Raw genomic sequence first — 21,019 nt, 5'->3', positions numbered from 1 at the left:
ATTTTCCACCAATAACATCAAAACATGATAAATATCAGTTCATGGGTTGATGAATGTCATACTACACCGTAACTAGCTAAAATACTTTTGAAACACAAAAATTATTCGTGTGAGTGTCATTATAGTATTATTAATAGCAAGCATTTCAGTTGCCGCCATTTTTTTATTTGCTTTTTTATGGAGTGTAAAAAATGGCCAATACAAAGATGAAATAAGCCCGCCTGTTCGCATTTTATTTGATGATGCTACACCCACAGTGCAACAGCAACCTACAGAAGAGAATAACACAAATGAATAACCAAAACCCAATTAGTTAAAATAAACAACAGCCATTTATGCAATTAGAAAAGTTTTATTACGATAACAAGATTGTAAAAATGTTTGCCTATGCCACCATTTTTTGGGGTATTATAGGCATGTTGGCAGGTTTATGGGTAGCGATAGATTTGTACTACCCCACCGCCAATTTAGGCCTACCATACACTACGTTTGGCCGCATGCGTCCAGTACATACCAATGCCGTCATTTTTGCCTTTGTGGGTAATGGCATTTTCATGGGCGTGTATTATTCACTGCAACGCCTTTGTAAAGCCCGCATGTTTAGCGATACACTCAGCAAGCTTCATTTCTGGGGCTGGCAACTGATTATTGCTTTTGGTGCCCTAACATTATTATCCGGTTATACCACCGGAAAAGAATATGCGGAATTAGAGTGGCCATTAGACATTGCTATTGCAGTTGTTTGGATAATTTTTGGTATTAACATGTTTGGTACCATTATTAAACGTCGTGAAAGCCATTTGTATGTAGCCATTTGGTTTTATATAGCCACTTGGGTTACGGTTGCTATGTTGCACATTGTTAACTCATTCGAAATTCCATTTTCATTTATTAAAAGTTATAGTTGGTACGCCGGCGTGCAAGATGCATTAGTGCAATGGTGGTATGGTCATAATGCTGTTGCCTTCTTTTTAACCACCCCCTATTTAGGTGTAATGTATTACTTCTTACCCAAAGCAGCCAATCGGCCAATTTATAGTTACCGCCTTTCCATCATTCACTTTTGGGCATTAATATTCTTATACATATGGGCAGGCCCGCACCATTTATTGTATACAGCATTACCCGATTGGGCACAAAGCTTAGGCACTGTTTTTAGCATTATGTTACTATTGCCTAGCTGGGGTGGTATGTTGAATGGCTTATTTACTTTAAGAGGCGCTTGGGACAAAGTACGCGAAGAACCCGTATTAAAATTTATGGTAGTTGCCGTTACTTGTTATGGTATGGCAACTTTTGAAGGGCCAATGCTTAGCTTAAAAAATGTAAACGCTATTTCACATTTTACCGACTGGACAATAGCCCATGTGCATATTGGCGCCTTAGGATGGAACGGCTTTTTAACTTTTGGAGTATTGTATTGGTTAATTCCTCGCATTTTTAATACACCATTGTATTCAAAAAAATTAGCTACTACCCACTTTTGGATTGGCACTATCGGCATTGTATTATACGCTGTACCATTGTATTGGGCCGGCTTTACACAAGCATTAATGTGGAAACAATTTACACCTGATGGACATTTAAAATATCAGTTCCTGGAAACAGTTACGCATATTTTGCCCATGTATATTACCCGTAGCATTGGTGGTACATTGTATTTAATTGGCGCATTTTTAATGGTATATAATTTATGGAAAACTGTTGCAGCCGGACAATTAATTGCCAACGAAGCAGCTGAAGCCCCTGCATTACCAAAAGTCATTGAAACACATAGCAAACAATACTGGCACAGATGGATTGAGGCTCGCCCTATTCAAATGCTCATCTTCAGTTTAATTGCTGTAGCCATAGGTGGTATTATTGAAATGGTTCCAACATTTTTGATAAAAAGTAACGTACCCACCATTGCGTCAGTAAAACCCTACACACCACTTGAATTACAGGGAAGAGATATTTATGTAAGAGAAGGATGCTACTTATGTCATTCCCAAATGATTAGGCCCTTCCGCGATGAAGTTGCCCGATATGGCGAATATAGTAAAGCAGGCGAATTCGTTTACGATCATCCATTCCAATGGGGAAGTAAACGTACCGGACCCGATTTAGCACGTATTGGTGGTAAATATCCTGATAGTTGGCACTTTAACCACATGTTAGATCCTCGCTCAATGAGCCCCGGTTCCATTATGCCGGCATATACCTGGTTGTTTGATAATAAAATTGATACCTCATTAACACCGGCTAAAATTAGAGCTATGCAAACCTTGGGTGTACCTTATCCTGAAGGCTACGACAAACAAGCTAATAAAGATTTGGAGGTACAAGCAAAAAGCATAAAAGAAACTTTGAAAAAAGACAAGATTGATATTAGCAGCAATGCTGAAATAGTTGCACTCATTGCTTATTTACAACGTGTTGGAACAGACATTAAAGCTCAAAGTACAGCAAACAATGCAACTGCAATAACCAACAATAATAACTAAATCGAAATAATATGAAATTTATTAATTATCTCGAAAAAATACTCGGTGTAGATGTGTATGCATTAACATCACTACTCATCTTCTTCTTGTTTTTTGTTGGCGTTGCTTTGTGGGTTTGGAAAGCAGATAAAAAAACCATGCAAGAAATTAGCAATATTCCTTTGGAAGAGAGTCGGCATATCTAATTCAACAATTGTTCAATTTATTCAAAATTATTTACCATGAACACAATATTTAAAAAAATAAAATTCAATAAATGGCTCCTTGGTCTGCTAACCTGCTTGCCACTAGGTGCCTTTGCTGCAGGCCCTCCACAGCCATCCGCTCTTTCATTTCCCATTGCACAAATATTGGTTGTAATCATTATATTTTTATTATTAGCTATTGTGCTACTAGCCAACGTACTAATTGGCACAGCTAAGTTTAAAATTAGTGAGGAGCAGGAAAAGAAAAAATCAAATAACACTTCCAATATTACTCTATTGTTGGTGGGAATATTTAGCCTACTAAGCATGCAGGCATTTGCAGCTGATAATCCGGAAGCAACAGTTGAAAAAGTTGCCAATTATGGCGGCCTAACCGCAATGGGGTATTATACCCTAGTAAGTGTTGTTCTGTTAGAATTACTGATTTTGTTGGCATTAATTTATAACATTAAATTTTTATTACGTAAACAAAGTGATTCCATTGCTGTAGCCGAAGGTGAAACAGCTAAAGCTAAATCTGCAAGCTCCTTCAAAACCTGGTGGAATAAAGTGAATCGTTTAAAACCCATTAAAGACGAAGCTGAAATTGACCTGGGGCATGATTATGATGGTATTAGAGAATTAGATAACCGTTTACCCCCTTGGTGGTTGTATGGGTTTTATGTAAGTATTGTTTTTGCAGGTATTTATTTGTTTCGATACCATATAGTACACAGTGCACCATTAAGTAAAGAAGAATTACAAATTTCACTGGCAAAAGCTGAGGAAGAAAAGCAAGCTTACCTAAAATTATCAAAAGCAAATGTTGATGAAAACACGGTTAAATATTTAACTGACCCGGCTGATTTAGAAGCAGGCAAACAAGTTTTTACTACCACTTGTGCTGCTTGCCACCAAGCTGACGGCGGTGGATTGGTAGGCCCTAACCTAACAGATGATTACTGGCTGCATGGATGTTCAATAAAAGATATTTTTAAAAGTATTACCTATGGCTGGCCTGAAAAAGGAATGAAAAGTTGGAAAGACGATTACTCGCCTTTACAAATTGAACAAATTGCCAGCTATGTTAAAAGCCTTCATGGAACTAAACCCAAAACCCCTAAAGAACCACAAGGTACATTATGTACCGACAATAGTACGGCACCGGCTGCCAATGCCGATTCAACTAAATCTACTACAGCAGCAACTATTCAATAAGCATTAAACACCCATTTGTATGAGTAATATTGAACACATTAATGAACCCGTTTCAGAAAGCTTTCGCGACAGAATTGCAACCGTTGATGCAGAAGGCAAGCGCAAATGGGTGTATGCTTATAAACCCAAAGGGAAATATTATAACATACGCACTTGGTTAAGCATTTTTTATTTCATCATTTTTTTTGGAACGCCATTCATTCAAATTGATGGCCGCCCTCTTTTTATGTTCAACATTCCCGAGGGAAAATTTATTCTGTTCACCAAAATATTTTGGCCACAGGACTTTTTCATCTTCGGGTTAACCATGATTACGTTTGTATTTTTTGTTGTACTATTTACAGCAGCCTTCGGGCGTTTGTTTTGTGGATGGGCATGTCCACAAACAAATTTTATGGAAATGATGTTTCGTAAAATTGAATTTTTAATTTTAGGCGATGCACCCGCTCAACGACAATTACATAATGCTCCATGGACAGGCAAAAAGATTTTTAAAGTCAGCTTAAAGCACATTGTATTTTATCTGCTATCTTTCATTATTGCCAACTTCTTCTTGGCATACATTATTGGTATGCCTGCCCTAGTAAAGATTATTACTGAACCGGTATCTGAACATGTAGTAGGGTTTGCTTCCATTCTTATTTTCAGTGGTGTATTTTATGGTGTGTATGCCTTTTTCAGAGAGCAAGCCTGTACTGTTGTTTGCCCTTATGGCCGTTTACAAAGTGTATTACTCGATAAAAACTCCATGATAGTCGCCTACGATTATAAACGTGGTGAGCCCCGTGGTAATTTTAAGAAATCTACGCCAGAAGCACAACCCTTGGGCGACTGTATTGATTGTTTTCAATGCGTAAAAGTATGCCCTACCGGCATTGATATTCGCAATGGTGTACAAATGGAATGTGTTGGATGTACCGCTTGTATTGATGCTTGCAATAATGTAATGGAGAAAATTGGTAAACCCAAAGGCTTAATCAGGTATGCTTCAGAAAACTCAATTGCTAACGGTATACCCTTGAAGTACACTTCAAGAATGAAATTTTATACATTGTTATGCGGCATTGTATTGATAGTTTTAGGTACTATACTGGCTTCTAGAAAAGATGTTGATGCTACCATTATTCGCACACCGGGTATTTTATACCAAGAAAGAGGCAATGATAGTATTTCTAATCTCTACAATATTAAAGTGGTTAATAAAACAACAAAAAATGTGGAGCTTCAATTACAATTACACCAACTAAACGGGAAAATTGACATTATTGGTAAACCTTATGTTTTGGTTCCTAAAGAAGGGCAGGGTTCAGGTGAGTTTTTTATAACACTACCAAAAAGCATTATTAAAGAAAGATCATCACACATAAAAATTGACTTATTATCAAACCACCAAAAAATTGCCACTTTAAAAACCAATTTTTTAGGACCTGTTAACGATTAAAAACAATCATTATGAACTGGGGAGCAAAAATAGCCATCGTATTCATCAGCTTTACTTTACTCATTGGATTTTTAGTTTACAAATCTGTACACACTAAAATTGATTTGGTGAGTAATGAATATTACAAAGATGAATTACATTTTCAACAGCAAATAAATGGCACCAATAATGCCAATGCCATTTCTGCAGTGCAAGTTATTCCAACCGATAGCTTAATTACCATTATTTTTCCGAAAGAGGTGCAACACAGCAATATTCACGGCGAAGCTTGGTTTTATTGCAAAACAAATGCAGACTATGATAAAAAGTTAGCCATTGCTGCAAACGAAAACGGAATAATGACAGTTAGTAAAAATGATTTATTCAAGACCAATTACATTTTAAAGTTAAAATGGATGGCCAACAACACCAATTACTATTCCGAAAAAAACATTAATCTGCAATAATGCTTTGGAGCTTTATTATATCAGCATTAACACTAGGCTTACTTAGCAGCTTCCATTGTGTTGGAATGTGTGGGCCATTTGCATTGGCTTTGCCATTCCCCAATAAAACCTATTGGCAAAAAATCGGAGGTATTTTATTCTATAACTTAGGTAGAATAATGACTTATAGTTTACTGGGATTGTTTTTCGGACTGATTGGACGCATTGTTTCATTAGCGGGTTTTCAGCAATACTTATCTATTGCATTAGGATTGTTCATTTTGCTATATGTTATACTTCCTTACTTTCATTTGCAATTTCCACAATTAACTTTTGTAAGTGAATTGACTATTTGGGTACAAACCCTTTTAGGTAAATTATTGCGTAAACCCTCATTCGGCAAATTGCTATTCATAGGAATGTTGAATGGTTTACTACCTTGTGGCATGGTTTATTTTGCAGTAGCAGGCGCATTAGCTACAGGCAGTATAGGTTATGGTTGGTTGTTTATGATAGTTTTTGGAATTGGCACTGTTCCGCTTATGGCATTATTATCTTATTTCGGATTTTTGATTAATCTGCGTACCCGAAATTTTTTAAAGAAATTAATTCCCGTTGCATTGGGTTTAATGGCTATCTTATTGATTTTCAGAGGAATGAATTTAGGAATACCCTACTTAAGCCCATACCTATCGGGCACTTCAGGAAATGTTATAACCTGTCACTAAAATCATTAACATTTTATTGTTAAACCATTGACATTTCTTTCAGTCTTTACTTCAGATATTTGTATTGCAAATGTGAACAACGAATATTAAATTAGAGCAATAAATAAAAATTACGTTTTAACACATTATTGAAAACTTTTAGAAAGCATAAAACGTAATTATAAAAAATAATTTAGGCAAGTAGTCAATTTTCTCATAAGCAGTTAGTTTTGGTTGCGGCCCCGATTTCCATCGGGGCCAATCTTTTTATACAACTCCCCACCATTTCTTATACTGCCAAAACCAAGCTAAACAACAACCTACCGCATCGGCAATCATATCATCCACATCAAATGAACGATGCGGAATCAAATATTTTTGTACAAATTCCATTGCTATACCATACAATATTCCTGCTACAACAATCCATCGTATTCTGCTTATACGCTTGTCATACTGTACCATACGATTAGCATATAAAAAAACCAATCCGAAAAATAAAGTTATATGTATCAATTTATCAACATGCCATTTTTCCACCCAACCAATATCGGGTAAATCATTACCGGGTAAACATAATAAAATAGTGGTACCTACCAACCAGGCTATAAATGCCCAAGTATAATTAATATGTAGTTTCAATTTTTTATTGCAAAAATAAGGGAGCTATAAACATAGCCCCCTCCCATCTGAAAAACCCCTGCTATACAATGAAAGCAGGAATTATTATCCTTATAATACCTACGAAAAAAGTGCACCAACGGATGCACCTTTATCATTTTCATTTTTATTAAATTAAATCTTATACAATATTATCCGGCAATTTTACCCATTACATATAATTGATCTAAGTGCGGCACTAGACTTCCACCTTTATTTTCCAAAGTAATGGCAAAACCTTGTGCTTCAGCTATAGTTTTTAGTTTACACAACCCATTACAATCAGCAGTCAACAATCCGGCATCAACAGGTTTACCATTTACCAATGCCCATAATTGGTATTGTTTATTTTCAGGTGCTTGCGGCAGGCGATTGGGCAATAAATACACTGCTTTTGATTGCTTATCCCAAAATACAGTAGCCAAATTATCTTCTTTACCTTTTACCCCCGGCATAGGTACTTTTATCATATTTGGATCACTCATTACTTGCATACTGTTGTATAAATCCAATGCCTTGGTTTTATAAATATTCAATCCGGCTTGTAACGAATTGCTTTCGTTTACTAATGCAGTATATTGTTGTTGCAATTGGTTTATTTTTTGAAAGAAATAAATATTCAATGCACCACTTGCCACAATTAACAATATAGCAGCAGCAATAGCATATTTTAACCAGGATAATGCAATCACTTTTCCTTTTTCAGAAAAGGTTGTATTGACAGACGGCTGCTGTTGAAATTCAGATTGCAATGTTTGCCATATTTTTTGTTGTACCACTGCAGGAGGTTGTTGCGCATTAGCCATAGCTCCTGCTTCTAAAGCTGCTTCAAATTCAGCAATAGCGGCATTAATTTCCGGATATTGTTTACGCAAGCTTTCCAGTTCAGCACACTCTTGTTCAGTGGCTAAACCCATTACGTAACTTTCAATTACCCCACTTGCTATGTAAGCCTTTATATCCAATGTTATGTGTTTTTTAGCATTTGTCTTAACTGTATTAATGCTGCTCGCAATCGGGTTTTTACCGTACCCAAAGGCAGTTGCAGCATTTTTGCAATTTCATCTTGCGTAAATCCTTCAAAATAAGCCAGTTCAACCAATTGCTTTTGCTCGGGCTTTAACTGTTGTACTACCTTTCGTAAACCAATTTGATCAGTTGCTATTTGGGTGGTACCGGCATGTTCATACACACTTTCCTTTAGCTCATCGTTGTGTTTATTATTTTGAAATCCTTTACTTCTTACCATATCAATAGCCGCGTTGCGGGCAATATTCAACATCCAGGTAAACAATTTACCTTTGGTTGCATCGTATTGATGAATTTGTTTCCAAATTTTCACAAATACTTCCTGCAATACATCGTTGGCTAATTCAGTATCAGCTACAATATTTTGAATAATGCCGTACAAAGCACCGGAATACTGTTGATAAACATAGCTAAAAGCACTTTCGTAGCGCTGTTGCAGCAATGCTATCAATTCCGGTTCACTGTATTTTATTGTTTCTTGCAATGCTTTATTGGGTGTTTATAACAGATGGTAATCTATATACGTTAAGCCAACTCATTTGGATTTACCCAATTAAAGCCTGATAGGCCGCTGCATCCATTAATTTTTCTACATCAGCAGGATTCTCTACTTTCAATTTTACCATCCATCCTTCTCCATATGGATCGGTATTTACCAATTCCGGTTGCTTTTCTAAAGTAGTATTCACTTCTATAATGGTTCCGGCAACTGGCAAAAACAAATCGCTCACTGTTTTTACCGCTTCAACGGTTCCAAATACGGCTTCTGCGGGTAAGGTTTGATTATTGGCTATATCAACATAAACAATATCGCCCAATTCGCTTTGTGCAAAATCGGTAATACCAATGGTAGCTATATCGCCATTTAATACAATCCATTCGTGGTCTTTTGTGTAACGAAGATTAGCAGGAAAATTCATAGTGCATTTTTTTACAAATATTGATAGAAAAATTGACTTTAAAACATTAATTCAGCATGGTTATGGTCATTCGCACATTTTTTAATGGGCGATTATTTTTATCAGTGGCCTGGGCGGCTATTTTATCAATTACATCTAACCCGCTAATTACCTGGCCAAATACGGTGTATTGCTGGTCTAAATAAGGCGCACCGCCAATACGGGCATAACGCTCTAACTGCTCATGTGTATAATGAAAGTTGGGATTAGCCGGTTGCACCCTTTGTACATAAAAATTTTGTACGGCAGCACTATCATAAGTTCTTCCTTGCACAATGTAAAACTGAAAAGCATGGCTGGCTTTTCTGGGATTCCCATCGCGGGCTGCGGCTAAAGCTCCCCGTTCGTGTATAATATCATCTCTAAACTCAGGCAATATTTGCTCATTGGGCGGTGTGGTGGTATATTGCATGGCAGCAGTATCGGCTAAAGTTTTGGTAGCCGGATCGCCTCCCTGCATCATAAAGCCGGCAATTACTCTGTGAAAAATAGTGCTATCATAGGCCCCATTCTCCACATTCTTAATAAAATTATCGCGATGATGAGGGGTACTATTGTACAACTTAGCCACCATATTACCATAAGGTGTACTAATAAGCACATACCGCTCCTTTTCTTTTCCCTGCTTTTGCGCATGAGCTGAAAAACCGACCAAGACTAATAATACAACCAAAGCCCATACACGCTTTATGGCATAGTTTTTATACTGTTTCATCATCCTTAAAAGTTTCTTCAAAATACAATAAAATATAATCTTTTAAAAAATTCTCTTGTTCAGGCAAGGGCATATTGGGCATAGGCTTTAATTGCTTAAAATGCGGCCACCCGTCTTTATCTTTTCCCTCCAAAGCAAAGTAGCCACCGGGCGTTAATACCGTACAAACAGCCACATGCATCAAATCCTGCTTTTGTTCTTTCGTTATTTTGGCTTTTATAAAACCGGTTTCCTGCATACCAATTAAAAAAAGAATGGCTTCCATATCAGGCTTTTTACCAAAGCGCTCCATTAAACGCGCTTCTAATGCCCACCAACGTTGTTGTAAATCATCTTGCACAAACATGCGGCAAAGGTAACTGCATTTTCCGTGTGCTGCTCCATATCTGTTTTTCTACGCCTATATTTGCTACAAATTGTTTGTTATGTTACAGGTACAGGTATTGCGCAATAATCCGGCATGGGTTAAAGAACGGTTGGCTATTAGAAACTTTAAACAACCTGAATTGGTGGATGAAATTATTGCTTTAGATGATTTACGCCGTAAAACCCAAGCTCATTTCGATGCTGTGCAAGCGCAAGCCAATACTGCTGCCAAAGAAATTGGTAAGTTTATGGCACAAGGCAATAAAGAAGCTGCTGAAACCCTGAAATTTCAAGTTTCGGGTTTAAAGCTGGAAACTACCACATTAAGCAATGCCCTTACTGAAACCGAAAAACAGTTGCAAGAAAAATTAGTACAACTTCCCAACCTTCCTGCAGCTATTGTTCCTGCCGGCCATTCGGCCGATGACAATGTAATTGTTAAAACCGGTGGCAATACACCGCAATTATTCACCGGTGCTAAACCGCATTGGGACTTAATTAAACAATACAATTTAATTGATTTTGAAACCGGTGCTAAAATAACGGGCAGTGGCTTTCCGTTGTACAAAGGCAAAGGCGCAAAATTGCAACGTGCCTTGGTACAATTTTTTTTAGATGAAAATACACAAGCCGGTTATACAGAATATATTCCACCTTTCATGGTAAATGAAGCCAGTGCTTATGGCACCGGACAATTACCCGATAAAGAAGGACAAATGTATCATGCTACCGAAGATAATTTTTACTTAATTCCCACTGCCGAAGTACCTGTTACCAATATTTACCGCGATGTTATTTTAAAAGAAGAAGAACTTCCTATTAAAATGACTGCTTATTCTCCCTGTTTTAGAAGGGAAGCCGGTAGCTTTGGCAAAGATGTACGTGGTTTAAATCGTTTGCACCAGTTTGAAAAAGTTGAAATTATTCAAATAGTTCATCCCAATGAAAGCTATACTACTTTAGATGCCATGGTAAACCATGTAGAAGGCTTATTGCAACAATTGGAATTACCTTACCGGATAGTTCGTCTTTGTGGTGGCGATATGGGCTTTACCTCTGCACTTACTTACGATTTTGAAGTATATAGCGCCGCACAACAACGTTGGCTGGAAGTAAGTAGCGTTAGCAATTTTGAAAGCTTTCAAACCAACCGCTTAAAATGCCGTTTTAAAGATGCTTCCGGCAAAACGCAATTGGCACACTCCTTAAACGGTAGTGCATTGGCGTTGCCCCGAATTGTAGCAGCTTTATTAGAAAATAACCAGCACGAAAACGGCATTCGTTTACCCAAAGCGCTACATCGGTACTTTGGCGCTGAACAACTAGTATAAGCTTAACGGCTTTTAAAATATAGTGCTATGCCCAAATGGTTAAAACGAACAGGCTATATAATGCTTGCCTTGTTTATTGCAATTAATATTATCATTGCTTCACAAGCGTACTATTTTACGCATTTCTTTCCTTTACCGGCTAATGCATCCACCTCCACGCAATTAAATGGTTGGGCTAAATGGAAAGCCTTGATTTTTGGCGCACCCATTTATAAAACAAAGGTGGTTGATTCATTAGGGCTTCCACACCAAACCTTCACTATCACTACCAACGATGGGCAACAACTATCTGCCTGGTTTATTCCACATGATAGTGCATTGGGTACCATCCTGGTTTTTCATGGCCATGGTGGTAACAAAAGCGGACTTATTCCTGAAGAAAAAGCCTTTCATACCATGGGCTATCAGGTATTGGCAGTCGACTTTAGAGCACATGGCAACAGTTCAGGTACCGCCTGCTCTATTGGCTATCACGAAGCTGCTGATGTAAAAGCAACTTTCGATTATGCTTCGCAACATTTTCATCGTCCTATTATATTGTATGGCATTTCATTAGGTGCTGCAACCATTTTGCAAGCCATGCAACAATATGCCCTTACGCCCGATAAAATAATTTTAGAAATGCCTTTTGGCACTTTGCCTAATGCAGTAGAAGGAAAATTACGCACCATGCACTTACCTACCGAGCCACTGGGCAGCTGGCTTACCTTTTGGGGAGGTATAGAACAGGGCTTTTGGGCATTTGACTTTAGGCCGCAAGATGCCGCTGCTGCCGTTCATTGTCCCGTATTATTACAATGGGGACTGCAAGATCAACGCGTTACCCAACAGGAAACCAACAACATCTTTAAAAATTTAGCTTCGCATGATAAAGAAATGGTGGTATATGCACTTAGCCATCACCAAAGTTTATTACAAAAGGAACCGGCCAAATGGCAAAAAACAGTAAGCGATTTTTTATACAAACAAAACTAAGGTTCTATAATGACCTTAGTTCCCACTGGCAATAAATTATATAGCTCAATAACGTATTCATTTTTGGTACTGATACATCCTTCTGTCCAAGGCTGATAATTGTCTACCGCAAAATCCTCATGTGGCCAGGTACCATGTATGCCAATACCGCCCCCAATACTGGCATTTGGCGATATAACCCCATGGGCTTTGCGCTCATTAAATTTCTCGTAGCTTTCTGCATTCGGATAATCTAATGCCAAAAAACGACACCATTTACTATGTACTTTTTTACTAACAATATGAAAGGTACCTTCCGGTGTTTTGCGGTCGCCGGCTATCATTTTATCACCTAAATCTTTACTGCCAAACACTACCGGATACCTTGCTACCCATACATGATTGCGATTATACACCGTAAGCGTAAAATCCGATTTCTTAATCACCACATAATACGCATCTTTATCCACCTTCGGTTGACTCATTATAACATTTGTTAGGAATAAACCCAAACATAATAATAAAGGATATAGAAGATATTGCCGCATCATGTTTCAATGAAATGCTAAAAATATGCCGATACTATTTATGTTCTTACATTTTAAAAAAACATTCACGTTTGTGTTGTATCTCCTACACAAAAACACTTCTTAGAAAAGAAGTGTTTACATAACTACATATAACATGAGAAAACTAAAATCGACTGAAACGGATGCCCACAGCATAAGGAATTTGATCTAAGCCCGTGCTTTCCTTATACAAATTATTCAAGCTATAACTACCATATAAACGAATGGGTCCTAACCCTAATTCTGCAATAGCAGCCACACGCCAGGGTTGTAAATTAAAATCGCCTTTATATTTTACTTTACCTCTTTCATTGCTAATTTGCTTATTGCGGCTACCAAGTAAATAACCGGCACTTACCCCAGCACTAAAACTTAATCCATTGTCTTTATAAGGCGTTAAATTAAAGTTCACCATAAAAGGAATAGTTAAATAGCCAACATATAATTTATTCTTGGAGAAATTAATGGTATCGTTAAATACCATAGGCTGCGGATTTGAACGAAAGCTGATATTATCTTCAAACCGAAAATTATACATTTCCAACCCTAACCCATATTTTAAATTAACCACATGTTTGGCAACATTCAGCTTTTGCATGAAAAACCAAATGTTTACATTCGATGATTTACCCGTACGTAAATTAAAATTGTTTTTAGTAACGGGGTTGCCATTTACGGTGGTTAAATAACCGGCACCCTGGGCAGCGGTATAATTGGTATTATCATTGATATTGGCAAAACCCAAATCAAGAATACCCCAATTGGTTACCACATTTTGATTGTTCTTTTTATTGCGTGGTTTGGTGCTTATGGTAATAACATTATTGATGCGTTTGTTTTGCCCATTCGTTACTTGGTCAACACGGTTCGATAAGTTTCTATTTTTTTGAATAATGATAAAATTCCCCACCTTAACGGTATCACTATTAATAAAAATGCTATCTGCTTGCACCTTTACCGTTTCTGTTTGTTGTGACAATGCCATACCGGATGCACACAATAGGCCTGCAACAATTATCCATTGTTTCATTGTATCATTTTTTATGTGTTAACGTAATTTAGCAGTAGCTGTTAATTTTTCTTTCGCCAGGTCCTGTTGTGAACGCAAGGCATGAAAAATTCCACCTGCTTTTTGTAAAAGACTGTTTACTTTATTTTTATTCAGTGGTAATCCGTTTACATATACCGGTGTACCTTCATCATTATCTGTATCTAATACCCTATACACTACCTCTTTCCCATTGCTTGTATTGTCCGATTCCGTTGGCACTGCCTTCATAGCTATTACCGATTTATCGGGCACTAGTTTATTCGGTACTTCTTTTTCAGATACTAAAGCATTTACTTCCGGTACACTAACGGTACCGGTATTTACATTCACCGGTTGAAAAGCTACCGTATTGTTAGTAGGTATTGCTTCATGCACATTTGTTTTTGTTATATCCTCTTTTTGTACAGCCTGATGCAATATATTTTTACCGGTTAAATTTTGCTTTTCATTACCCATTACTACACTTTGTTGGGCTACCTTGTCTGTTGCATTCAAAGGTTGTTGTTGTGCCTTATGCAAAGCCGGTACATCATTAGTAGATTTAGGCGTTTGCATGGCTACTACCCCACTACTTACCCCGGTTGAATGATTGTTGGTTGGTATTAACTGCCACACTAAAATACCCAAGCCTAATAATACGGCAGCCGCCATCATTCTTGTCCACAATACCACTACCGGTTGTTTTTCATGCCGGTATAAGCTAGCCTTATCAGGCATTTCAAGGGTTTCAAGGGGCAATTTTGTTTGTTCTAACACGTTTAACTGTTCAAGCAAGGCCGCATCATCTAAAACCGCTTCACGAATAGCATCGGTGGTAAAGCTATCCGTTTCGCCATCTATATAATCTAACAACTGTTCTTCACTAAACTCTGTTTGAATGCGTTTCAGCAAGGCCGATTTAAAAGGGAACAACACTGCCTCGTTGGGTAATTGGGCTTGTTGCAAGGCTTTTAATTCACTTGCTAAATCGGGATTAATAACCAAATAGTTTTCTACCGCCATTTTTTCCAGTGGTGTTAACTCGCCATCTACATAGCGCAGTAACCAGGTTTCAATATTGTTGCGGTTAATTTCTATCATCATAACACATTTTCAGGACTTACTAAATAATTCCGCAGCGTAATACGGGCACGGTGCAGGTACACTTTCACCTGACTTTCATTCAATCCGGTAATCTCACCTATTTCCTGATAACTATAACCTTCGTAATCTTTCAGCATCACCAAACTTTTTTGCAGTTCATTCAATTGGTCTAAAGCCCGCATCAGATTTTGATGCCCAATAGCATTAGGTTGTTTGGTATTGCCCAAGGCTTCATCACCAAATGTTTCGTGCAAAGCTACTCGCTTGTTTTTGCGAATATGGTCAATCATTTGGTGGTAAGCAATGGTAAACAAATACGATTTTTCCTTTCCCGCTGCTACCTGTGCTCTGTTTATCCATAATTTTTCAAAGGCAGACTGAACAATGTCCTTTGCATCCTCCTCGTGACGCAAATTCTTCCATATAAATCGGTACACATTATCGGCGTACAGATTCACACATTGGTTATACATTTTTTCAGTCATAAACAGTAATGGGCTGTTTTAAAGTGGAACGAACAGAAAATAAAAAAGTTACAGTTGCAATAAAAAAAAGATAAAAAAATCTATCACTACTAAAAATAAGCGGCAATATTGAATTTGTTGGCCGGCTCCCGGAAGTAATGGTCTGGTACCGGTTGACCGGTTGGGGTATTTTGCCCGGGCAAATTACATTGCTTGCAAGTGGTAGCATTTTCCCACTGCTTCATTACCCAAATGCAGGCAGCACCCAGGGCAACAATGAAGATAATTTGCAGCAATGATTTGGTCATAATAACAGTTTATCTGTGTAACGGATGGCAAGTTATAAAGTTACAGCCATGTAAAATATAGTTATTTTGGGTGATAGTGCTGAATGACGGAAAGTGAGGGATAAATGCCGGGTAAAAAAGAATATGTCCCAATAAATTGGTGTCTATTCATTGTTTATTCATTGAGTACAAGCCTTGGGGAGTAATAAAAAAGATGGGTAGCGTAATATTATTGAATGGAAAACATATTTGAAATAAAAAAACCGGCTAAAGGGCCGGTTAAAGGAAATAATTTTAATAAGTTTTAATTAATGTCCGTTCGTCTTATTACTAATCATTTGAGCAACAGTTGTTCCAATAATTTTAATATCCAATCCAAATGACCAGTTTTGAATATATTCCAAGTCGTAAGCAATGCGCTTAGCGGTTCTTTTTTTGTTTTCTTCTCTATCTAAAACATCACCTCGATAGCCATTAATTTGAGCTAACCCTGTAATACCCGGTTTTATCAAATGGCGTAAATCAATATAGTCGACATAAGTAGCATATTCATTATGGAAAGGAATAGCATGTGGACGAGGACCAACCAAGCTCATGTCGCCTAAAAATACATTAATAGCTTGCGGTAGTTCATCTAAATTAAATTTCCTTAAAAATTTACCAACGCTAGTAATTCTGCTGTCTTCAACCTGTGTAGGAGTATAAACGTCGCATTTTATGTTAGCTGCCATAGTACGGAATTTATAGCACTTAAAAACAATACCATTTAAACCAATTCTATCTTGTCTGAAAAAAACAGGACCTTTGGAGGATAATTTAATCAAAAGCATGATAATTGGGAATAACCAAGAAAAAACAAAGACAAACAAAAGAGTAGTAAAAAAAATGTCGAAGAGTCGCTTTGTAATAGATGTTTTAACTATTTCTGCTTTATGAGCTATCGAATTTAATCTTTCAACTATATCATTATCCAATGCAATAACTGCAGTTTCCCTTCTTTTCAAAAATGTTTGAAGCATACGTGTAAGTTTTGCCGTTTATATTCGAGTAATAAACACTTTCAATTGAGGGGGGTAAGCAAATGTAGGAAAAATATAGTTAAAAATAAAAAACAAAAATTTAAAAGTAAATCTATAAATGATAGATTCTAATCGATATTAAAAAAGTCTTTTATCCAATTATCTATATGATATTTTTCCAAAAATATTTTAGGAACCTTAATATTTGAAATATTATTAGTTTTTAAATTAATTTCATTAATGAGTTTTTCTAAATTATTTTCGTCTTCAATAATTATAACCATGCTAGGAATATATTCATTAATTTTTTTAATATTCCTGTTCATTGTAATTAAAATTGATCCAGATGCTAAAACTTCGAATGTCCGCATGGTTAACCCAGCTTGATTATATCTTTGTACATCAATTACAAATCTTGATTGAGAAAAAATAGAAGCCACTTCTTCTTTGCTAATTTTTTTGAATGATACTTCTTTATAGTTTACATTTGAGAAATCTTTGTCAAACAATTTGTTATACACGAACAACCATTTAGCTGGAACGTAGAAAAAAATGAAATTTTTTTTGAAAAAATTGGAAATAATTTTGATTATTCTATATCTATTGGAATGTAACGTCCCAATAAAACTTACATCGTATTCCCTTTTTTCTAATTCAATATTATAATTATTTTCAAATTCGTAAGAATAAAATAGATGCTTAAGTTTAAAGTAAGAATACTGTTTAACGTCATCAAAGTCAAATGAATAACATTTATTAAAATATTTTAATAATAACAGACAATTGGGATTATTTTTAAGAGAATCAAATGTATAGAAGATGAGTTCAGACTGTGGATTATAATAAATAAATTCTTTCATGAAAAATTCAGGAGTAACCTCACCCTTAATTAAAAGAAAATAACTGTAATTTTTAGATTTGATTATACTTAAAATTTTTTTAAAATAATTATCAATTTGTCTTTTTAGTAGATTCTTATTTACACGTACAATTGCCTTAAAAAATGATCTATTTGATGGTCTTTCATCAAAAAAATCAACTTCAAGGCCCAATTTTTCAATGGCTTTAACTATGCTTTTTTCATAGCCAAAAAAAGAAGGACTAATAAATAAAACTCTTTTTTTTGGAATCATTATTTTAAAAAACCTTTTCTTTTCATTTCAGAAATTGACTCTTCATATCTGCTTTCTTTCACATCCTGGGAATTGACCCATTCCGTAAATCTTCTAATTCCAGTTTCAAAATCTACTTTTGGAGAAAAACCCAGTAAAGTATTAATCTTGTGCATATCTGCATAATTATGTCTAATATCGCCCAGTCTGTAATTCCCTGAAACTATTATGGGAACGTCAATTCCATAATTTTTTATAAGTTCTTTTGCGACAGTCAAGACGTCATTCCTATTGCCCGATCCAACATTAAAAACCTCTCCATTTGCCTCCTCTTTTTCAATACCAAATATTGTAGCATTAACTACATCATCAATAAACACAAAATCGCGACTTTCTTTACCATCCTCGAAAATATTAATTGGCTTATGGTTTTTAATGAGATTCGAAAAAATTGATAAAATACCAGTATAAGGATTGCCTAAAGACTGTCCGGGGCCATATACATTTTGATAGCGAAAAGCTACAGGAGAAATTCCAATAAGAGGGCATACAGTCATAACCATTTGTTCCTGATTTAGTTTAGTAATACCATAAACAGATGATGGATGTAATAGAGAACCTTCATCAGTAGGTACTACTAGCAACGGTTTAGAACAACCGGGATATTTTACCTCGAAATCACCATTTCGCATGTCTGCATCAGAACGATGAGAAGGATAAACAAATTGATTTAATTCTTCACTGAAATATTTACCCTCTCCATAAATGGCACGAGAAGAAGCAACTATAACTTTCTTTACTTTGTGCTTAGAGGTATTAGACAAAATATCTAAGATTAAAGCAGTTCCCATAATATTCACATTGGTATAATTAGCTATTTGATACATAGATTGTCCTGTACCTGTCTCAGCAGCTAAATGCACAATCACTTCATTGTCAGCTAATGCCTCTAACAGATCGACTCTTGAAGTAACCGAACCTTTAACAAATTTTACCTTATCAATTATAGATTTGTATAATGGAGATGTAATTAGAGGATTTACTCCGTGCACTTGTGTAGATAAGTTATCCAAGACAGTTACATTGTGATCCCTCTTAATTAAACTTAAAGCTAAATGGGAACCAATGAATCCTGCTCCACCTGTTATTAAAATATTCATATTAAAATAAAATTTCCGTTAAAATCAGTTTTCTCCCATCGCATGGTCTCACAATTATAGCGTTTTACAATTTTAGCAGGTATTCCCACGATTATGCAATAATCTGGAAATTTGCCACGCACAACAGAATTTGCTCCAACAACACACTGTTTTCCTAAAATGGTACCCGCTTGAATTACAGCACCATATCCAATAAAACAGTTTTCACCTATTTGTGTTTCTTTTTCCAAATAATCTTGTTTTAAGATATGAACATTTAATTTTTGATAATCATGATCAATATTAGTGATAAAAACATTTGCTGATATGGTGGTATGGGCTCCAATTATAAGTTTATTTTTAGAACAAATTAAATGAAAATTTTGACCTATTGAAACATCATCACATATACATATAGTTCCATTATTATGACTTTCAATTCTCATTCCAGGAAATATTCTTACTTTTTTACCAATTTTAATGTTTCTAGCATTAAGAATATATGTTGGTTTACCAATATAGCAATATGCACCAATCCCTTTAAAAAAAAATCTTAAATATAAAGTTCTTATAGCCCAAAAAAATTTATACCGCATATCTGTCTTCATTAAATTTGAGAAAAATCTCATTTACGGCAGTCATTACTTCATTTACTGTAACAGACTTTATACAATCTGCTGTATTTAGAAAGCAATAGCTTTTATTACAAGGTTTACAACTTAGATCATGAGAAACAACTTTTACAATATTAATACTTTTTGGTGTTACAAATTTTGGATCAACATTACCAAATATAATCACAACTGGTTTACCATGAGCAGCAGTAATATGTGCCGCACCACTATCATTACAAATAACCAAATTACATAGACTTAGAATGTCAATATATTCTGAAAGTTTTTTCTTTATTCGCAAATGTGGAATATTATAATGATTTAATCTAAAAGTAATAAAATCAACAGTTTCACTTTCACCTGGACCTTCAAAAATTAGAAATTTACATTTAGTTTTTGTCTTCCAGATTTCCATAACAAGTTGAAAATATTTTTGAGGATCCCAGCGTTTTACTTCCTGACTAGCTCCAGGGTGTACCCCAATTATGAAATATTCATTTAAATTATATTTTTCTTTAAAATCATTAACATATTGAGTTACTTGAATACTTTGTTTTAAATAAGGGATAGATTCTTTTTCGCTATAATCACATCGTAAATGTTTTACAAGATATAAAGCTTCATCAGTAAAATGAAAGAAAAATGGATTAGGCAATATCACATCAGTTAGCATATAATCACCTCCAGAAAAGTTATAACTGATTTTTCTCTTTGATTTTATAAAATTCATGTAAAATATATTACGCCAATCGCCCCTAAAGTCAATGGCAATATCATATTTTTTTTTATTGATAGTTAGCAAAGTTTTCCAAAAATTAAACACATTGTAAATTGATTTATTGAATGGAGAAATCCAAGGGCAATCTATCAAAATAAATTCAGCCTCGAAACTTTGCTTAATTAAAATCTCTTTAGCAGCAATAGTACAAACAAAAGTGAATTTTGCATTTGGATAAGTCTTCTTAATTATTTCAATCGCTGGTAAGTACATTACTGTATCACCTATTAATAAGAATAATAATATTACAATATTTAAATTCTTGTCATCTCGATTTAAATCTATAACACTATTAATATTCCTCTTTCGATTTTTGAGAAAAAAAAGGAATTTAAAAATTGGATCAATAAATTTTAATTTTTCAATTTTATTTTTATCAAATGTAGGCATATATTATTATATTATTATATTATATACAAATATTACC

The 21,019-nt window shown here is 35.5% G+C and carries 25 protein-coding genes; 9 read left to right on the top strand and 16 right to left on the bottom strand.

Annotated features, from left to right (window positions below):
• Positions 1 to 109: 109 nt before the first annotated feature.
• The 7 genes from ccoS to ACP5P5_RS07020 are packed head-to-tail and all read left to right on the top strand — an operon-like array spanning position 110 to position 6,483.
• Complete coding sequence (ccoS, locus tag ACP5P5_RS07050; protein ID WP_428285401.1) at positions 110 to 298, top strand: cbb3-type cytochrome oxidase assembly protein CcoS; 189 nt, start codon at positions 110 to 112, stop codon at positions 296 to 298.
• Positions 299 to 335: 37 nt separating this feature from the next.
• Positions 336 to 2,486 carry a cytochrome-c oxidase, cbb3-type subunit I gene (ccoN, locus tag ACP5P5_RS07045; RefSeq protein WP_428285400.1) on the top strand — a complete coding sequence of 717 codons (2,151 nt, stop codon included), beginning with the start codon at positions 336 to 338 and terminating at the stop codon, positions 2,484 to 2,486.
• Between the two features lie 11 nt (positions 2,487 to 2,497).
• Positions 2,498 to 2,671, top strand: a complete 174-nt coding sequence (locus ACP5P5_RS07040; protein WP_428285399.1) for a CcoQ/FixQ family Cbb3-type cytochrome c oxidase assembly chaperone — start codon at positions 2,498 to 2,500, stop codon at positions 2,669 to 2,671.
• Between the two features lie 36 nt (positions 2,672 to 2,707).
• Entirely contained in the window at positions 2,708 to 3,889 is a 1,182-nt protein-coding gene (locus ACP5P5_RS07035; protein ID WP_428285398.1) for a cbb3-type cytochrome c oxidase N-terminal domain-containing protein, read from the top strand.
• A gap of 19 nt (positions 3,890 to 3,908) precedes the next feature.
• Complete coding sequence (gene ccoG, locus ACP5P5_RS07030) at positions 3,909 to 5,330, top strand: cytochrome c oxidase accessory protein CcoG (RefSeq protein ID WP_428285397.1); 1,422 nt, start codon at positions 3,909 to 3,911, stop codon at positions 5,328 to 5,330.
• 11 nt (positions 5,331 to 5,341) lie between these two features.
• Positions 5,342 to 5,776: a FixH family protein gene (locus ACP5P5_RS07025; protein WP_428285396.1), complete on the top strand. Its 435-nt coding sequence runs from the start codon at positions 5,342 to 5,344 to the stop codon at positions 5,774 to 5,776.
• Positions 5,776 to 6,483, top strand: coding sequence for a sulfite exporter TauE/SafE family protein (locus ACP5P5_RS07020; protein WP_428285395.1), 708 nt, complete (start codon positions 5,776 to 5,778; stop codon positions 6,481 to 6,483). Before ACP5P5_RS07025 ends, ACP5P5_RS07020 begins: the two co-directional genes overlap by 1 nt.
• A 246-nt stretch (positions 6,484 to 6,729) precedes the next feature.
• On the opposite strand, the gene ACP5P5_RS07015 is transcribed toward ACP5P5_RS07020, so the two are convergent.
• From ACP5P5_RS07015 to ACP5P5_RS06990, 6 genes are all read right to left on the bottom strand, one after another.
• Entirely contained in the window at positions 6,730 to 7,104 is a 375-nt protein-coding gene (locus ACP5P5_RS07015; protein ID WP_428285394.1) for a VanZ family protein, read from the bottom strand.
• A gap of 170 nt (positions 7,105 to 7,274) precedes the next feature.
• Entirely contained in the window at positions 7,275 to 8,087 is an 813-nt protein-coding gene (locus tag ACP5P5_RS07010) for an anti-sigma factor (protein WP_428285393.1), read from the bottom strand.
• Between the two features lie 2 nt (positions 8,088 to 8,089).
• Positions 8,090 to 8,635 (bottom strand): RNA polymerase sigma factor, encoded by a 546-nt coding sequence (locus tag ACP5P5_RS07005; RefSeq protein WP_428285392.1) that lies wholly within the window; start codon positions 8,633 to 8,635, stop codon positions 8,090 to 8,092.
• A 61-nt stretch (positions 8,636 to 8,696) separates the two neighbouring features.
• Positions 8,697 to 9,071, bottom strand: coding sequence for a glycine cleavage system protein GcvH (gene gcvH, locus ACP5P5_RS07000; protein WP_428285391.1), 375 nt, complete (start codon positions 9,069 to 9,071; stop codon positions 8,697 to 8,699).
• 46 nt (positions 9,072 to 9,117) lie between these two features.
• Complete coding sequence (locus tag ACP5P5_RS06995; protein ID WP_428285390.1) at positions 9,118 to 9,828, bottom strand: peptidylprolyl isomerase; 711 nt, start codon at positions 9,826 to 9,828, stop codon at positions 9,118 to 9,120.
• Positions 9,812 to 10,171: a hypothetical protein gene (locus ACP5P5_RS06990; protein WP_428285389.1), complete on the bottom strand. Its 360-nt coding sequence runs from the start codon at positions 10,169 to 10,171 to the stop codon at positions 9,812 to 9,814. Before ACP5P5_RS06990 ends, ACP5P5_RS06995 begins: the two co-directional genes overlap by 17 nt.
• Before the next feature lie 79 nt (positions 10,172 to 10,250).
• Between ACP5P5_RS06990 and serS the strand changes: the two genes are divergently transcribed.
• Entirely contained in the window at positions 10,251 to 11,522 is a 1,272-nt protein-coding gene (serS, locus tag ACP5P5_RS06985; protein ID WP_428285388.1) for a serine--tRNA ligase, read from the top strand.
• Positions 11,523 to 11,549: 27 nt separating this feature from the next.
• The gene (locus ACP5P5_RS06980) at positions 11,550 to 12,497 is read left to right on the top strand and encodes an alpha/beta hydrolase (RefSeq protein WP_428285387.1); all 948 of its coding nucleotides are present in this window, start codon (positions 11,550 to 11,552) and stop codon (positions 12,495 to 12,497) included.
• On the opposite strand, the gene ACP5P5_RS06975 is transcribed toward ACP5P5_RS06980, so the two are convergent.
• From ACP5P5_RS06975 to ACP5P5_RS06930, 10 genes are all read right to left on the bottom strand, one after another.
• Positions 12,494 to 12,961: a L,D-transpeptidase family protein gene (locus ACP5P5_RS06975; protein ID WP_428285386.1), complete on the bottom strand. Its 468-nt coding sequence runs from the start codon at positions 12,959 to 12,961 to the stop codon at positions 12,494 to 12,496. The genes ACP5P5_RS06980 and ACP5P5_RS06975 overlap by 4 nt on opposite strands.
• Positions 12,962 to 13,169: 208 nt before the next feature.
• Positions 13,170 to 14,075 (bottom strand): outer membrane beta-barrel protein, encoded by a 906-nt coding sequence (locus tag ACP5P5_RS06970; protein ID WP_428285385.1) that lies wholly within the window; start codon positions 14,073 to 14,075, stop codon positions 13,170 to 13,172.
• 18 nt (positions 14,076 to 14,093) lie between these two features.
• Complete coding sequence (locus ACP5P5_RS06965) at positions 14,094 to 15,179, bottom strand: hypothetical protein (protein WP_428285384.1); 1,086 nt, start codon at positions 15,177 to 15,179, stop codon at positions 14,094 to 14,096.
• A complete protein-coding gene (locus ACP5P5_RS06960; RefSeq protein WP_428285383.1) occupies positions 15,176 to 15,664 on the bottom strand; it encodes an RNA polymerase sigma factor in 489 nt (162 codons plus the stop codon). The genes ACP5P5_RS06965 and ACP5P5_RS06960 overlap by 4 nt, the downstream gene beginning before the upstream one ends.
• An 89-nt stretch (positions 15,665 to 15,753) precedes the next feature.
• Positions 15,754 to 15,951 carry a hypothetical protein gene (locus ACP5P5_RS06955; RefSeq protein WP_428285382.1) on the bottom strand — a complete coding sequence of 66 codons (198 nt, stop codon included), beginning with the start codon at positions 15,949 to 15,951 and terminating at the stop codon, positions 15,754 to 15,756.
• Between the two features lie 287 nt (positions 15,952 to 16,238).
• Positions 16,239 to 16,949 carry a sugar transferase gene (locus ACP5P5_RS06950; protein ID WP_428285381.1) on the bottom strand — a complete coding sequence of 237 codons (711 nt, stop codon included), beginning with the start codon at positions 16,947 to 16,949 and terminating at the stop codon, positions 16,239 to 16,241.
• Positions 16,950 to 17,077: 128 nt separating this feature from the next.
• Complete coding sequence (locus ACP5P5_RS06945) at positions 17,078 to 18,082, bottom strand: glycosyltransferase family protein (RefSeq protein WP_428285380.1); 1,005 nt, start codon at positions 18,080 to 18,082, stop codon at positions 17,078 to 17,080.
• Positions 18,082 to 19,221 carry an NAD-dependent epimerase/dehydratase family protein gene (locus ACP5P5_RS06940; RefSeq protein ID WP_428285379.1) on the bottom strand — a complete coding sequence of 380 codons (1,140 nt, stop codon included), beginning with the start codon at positions 19,219 to 19,221 and terminating at the stop codon, positions 18,082 to 18,084. The genes ACP5P5_RS06945 and ACP5P5_RS06940 overlap by 1 nt, the downstream gene beginning before the upstream one ends.
• Positions 19,218 to 19,796 (bottom strand): acyltransferase, encoded by a 579-nt coding sequence (locus tag ACP5P5_RS06935; protein WP_428285378.1) that lies wholly within the window; start codon positions 19,794 to 19,796, stop codon positions 19,218 to 19,220. Before ACP5P5_RS06935 ends, ACP5P5_RS06940 begins: the two co-directional genes overlap by 4 nt.
• Entirely contained in the window at positions 19,786 to 20,982 is a 1,197-nt protein-coding gene (locus ACP5P5_RS06930) for a glycosyltransferase family 9 protein (RefSeq protein WP_428285377.1), read from the bottom strand. The genes ACP5P5_RS06935 and ACP5P5_RS06930 overlap by 11 nt, the downstream gene beginning before the upstream one ends.
• Between the last annotated feature and the right edge of the window lie 37 nt (positions 20,983 to 21,019).

This window comes from Hydrotalea sp. (genome assembly GCF_049968455.1).
Taxonomy (GTDB): domain Bacteria; phylum Bacteroidota; class Bacteroidia; order Chitinophagales; family Chitinophagaceae; genus Hydrotalea.
This window is presented reverse-complemented; position numbering and strand designations above follow the sequence as displayed.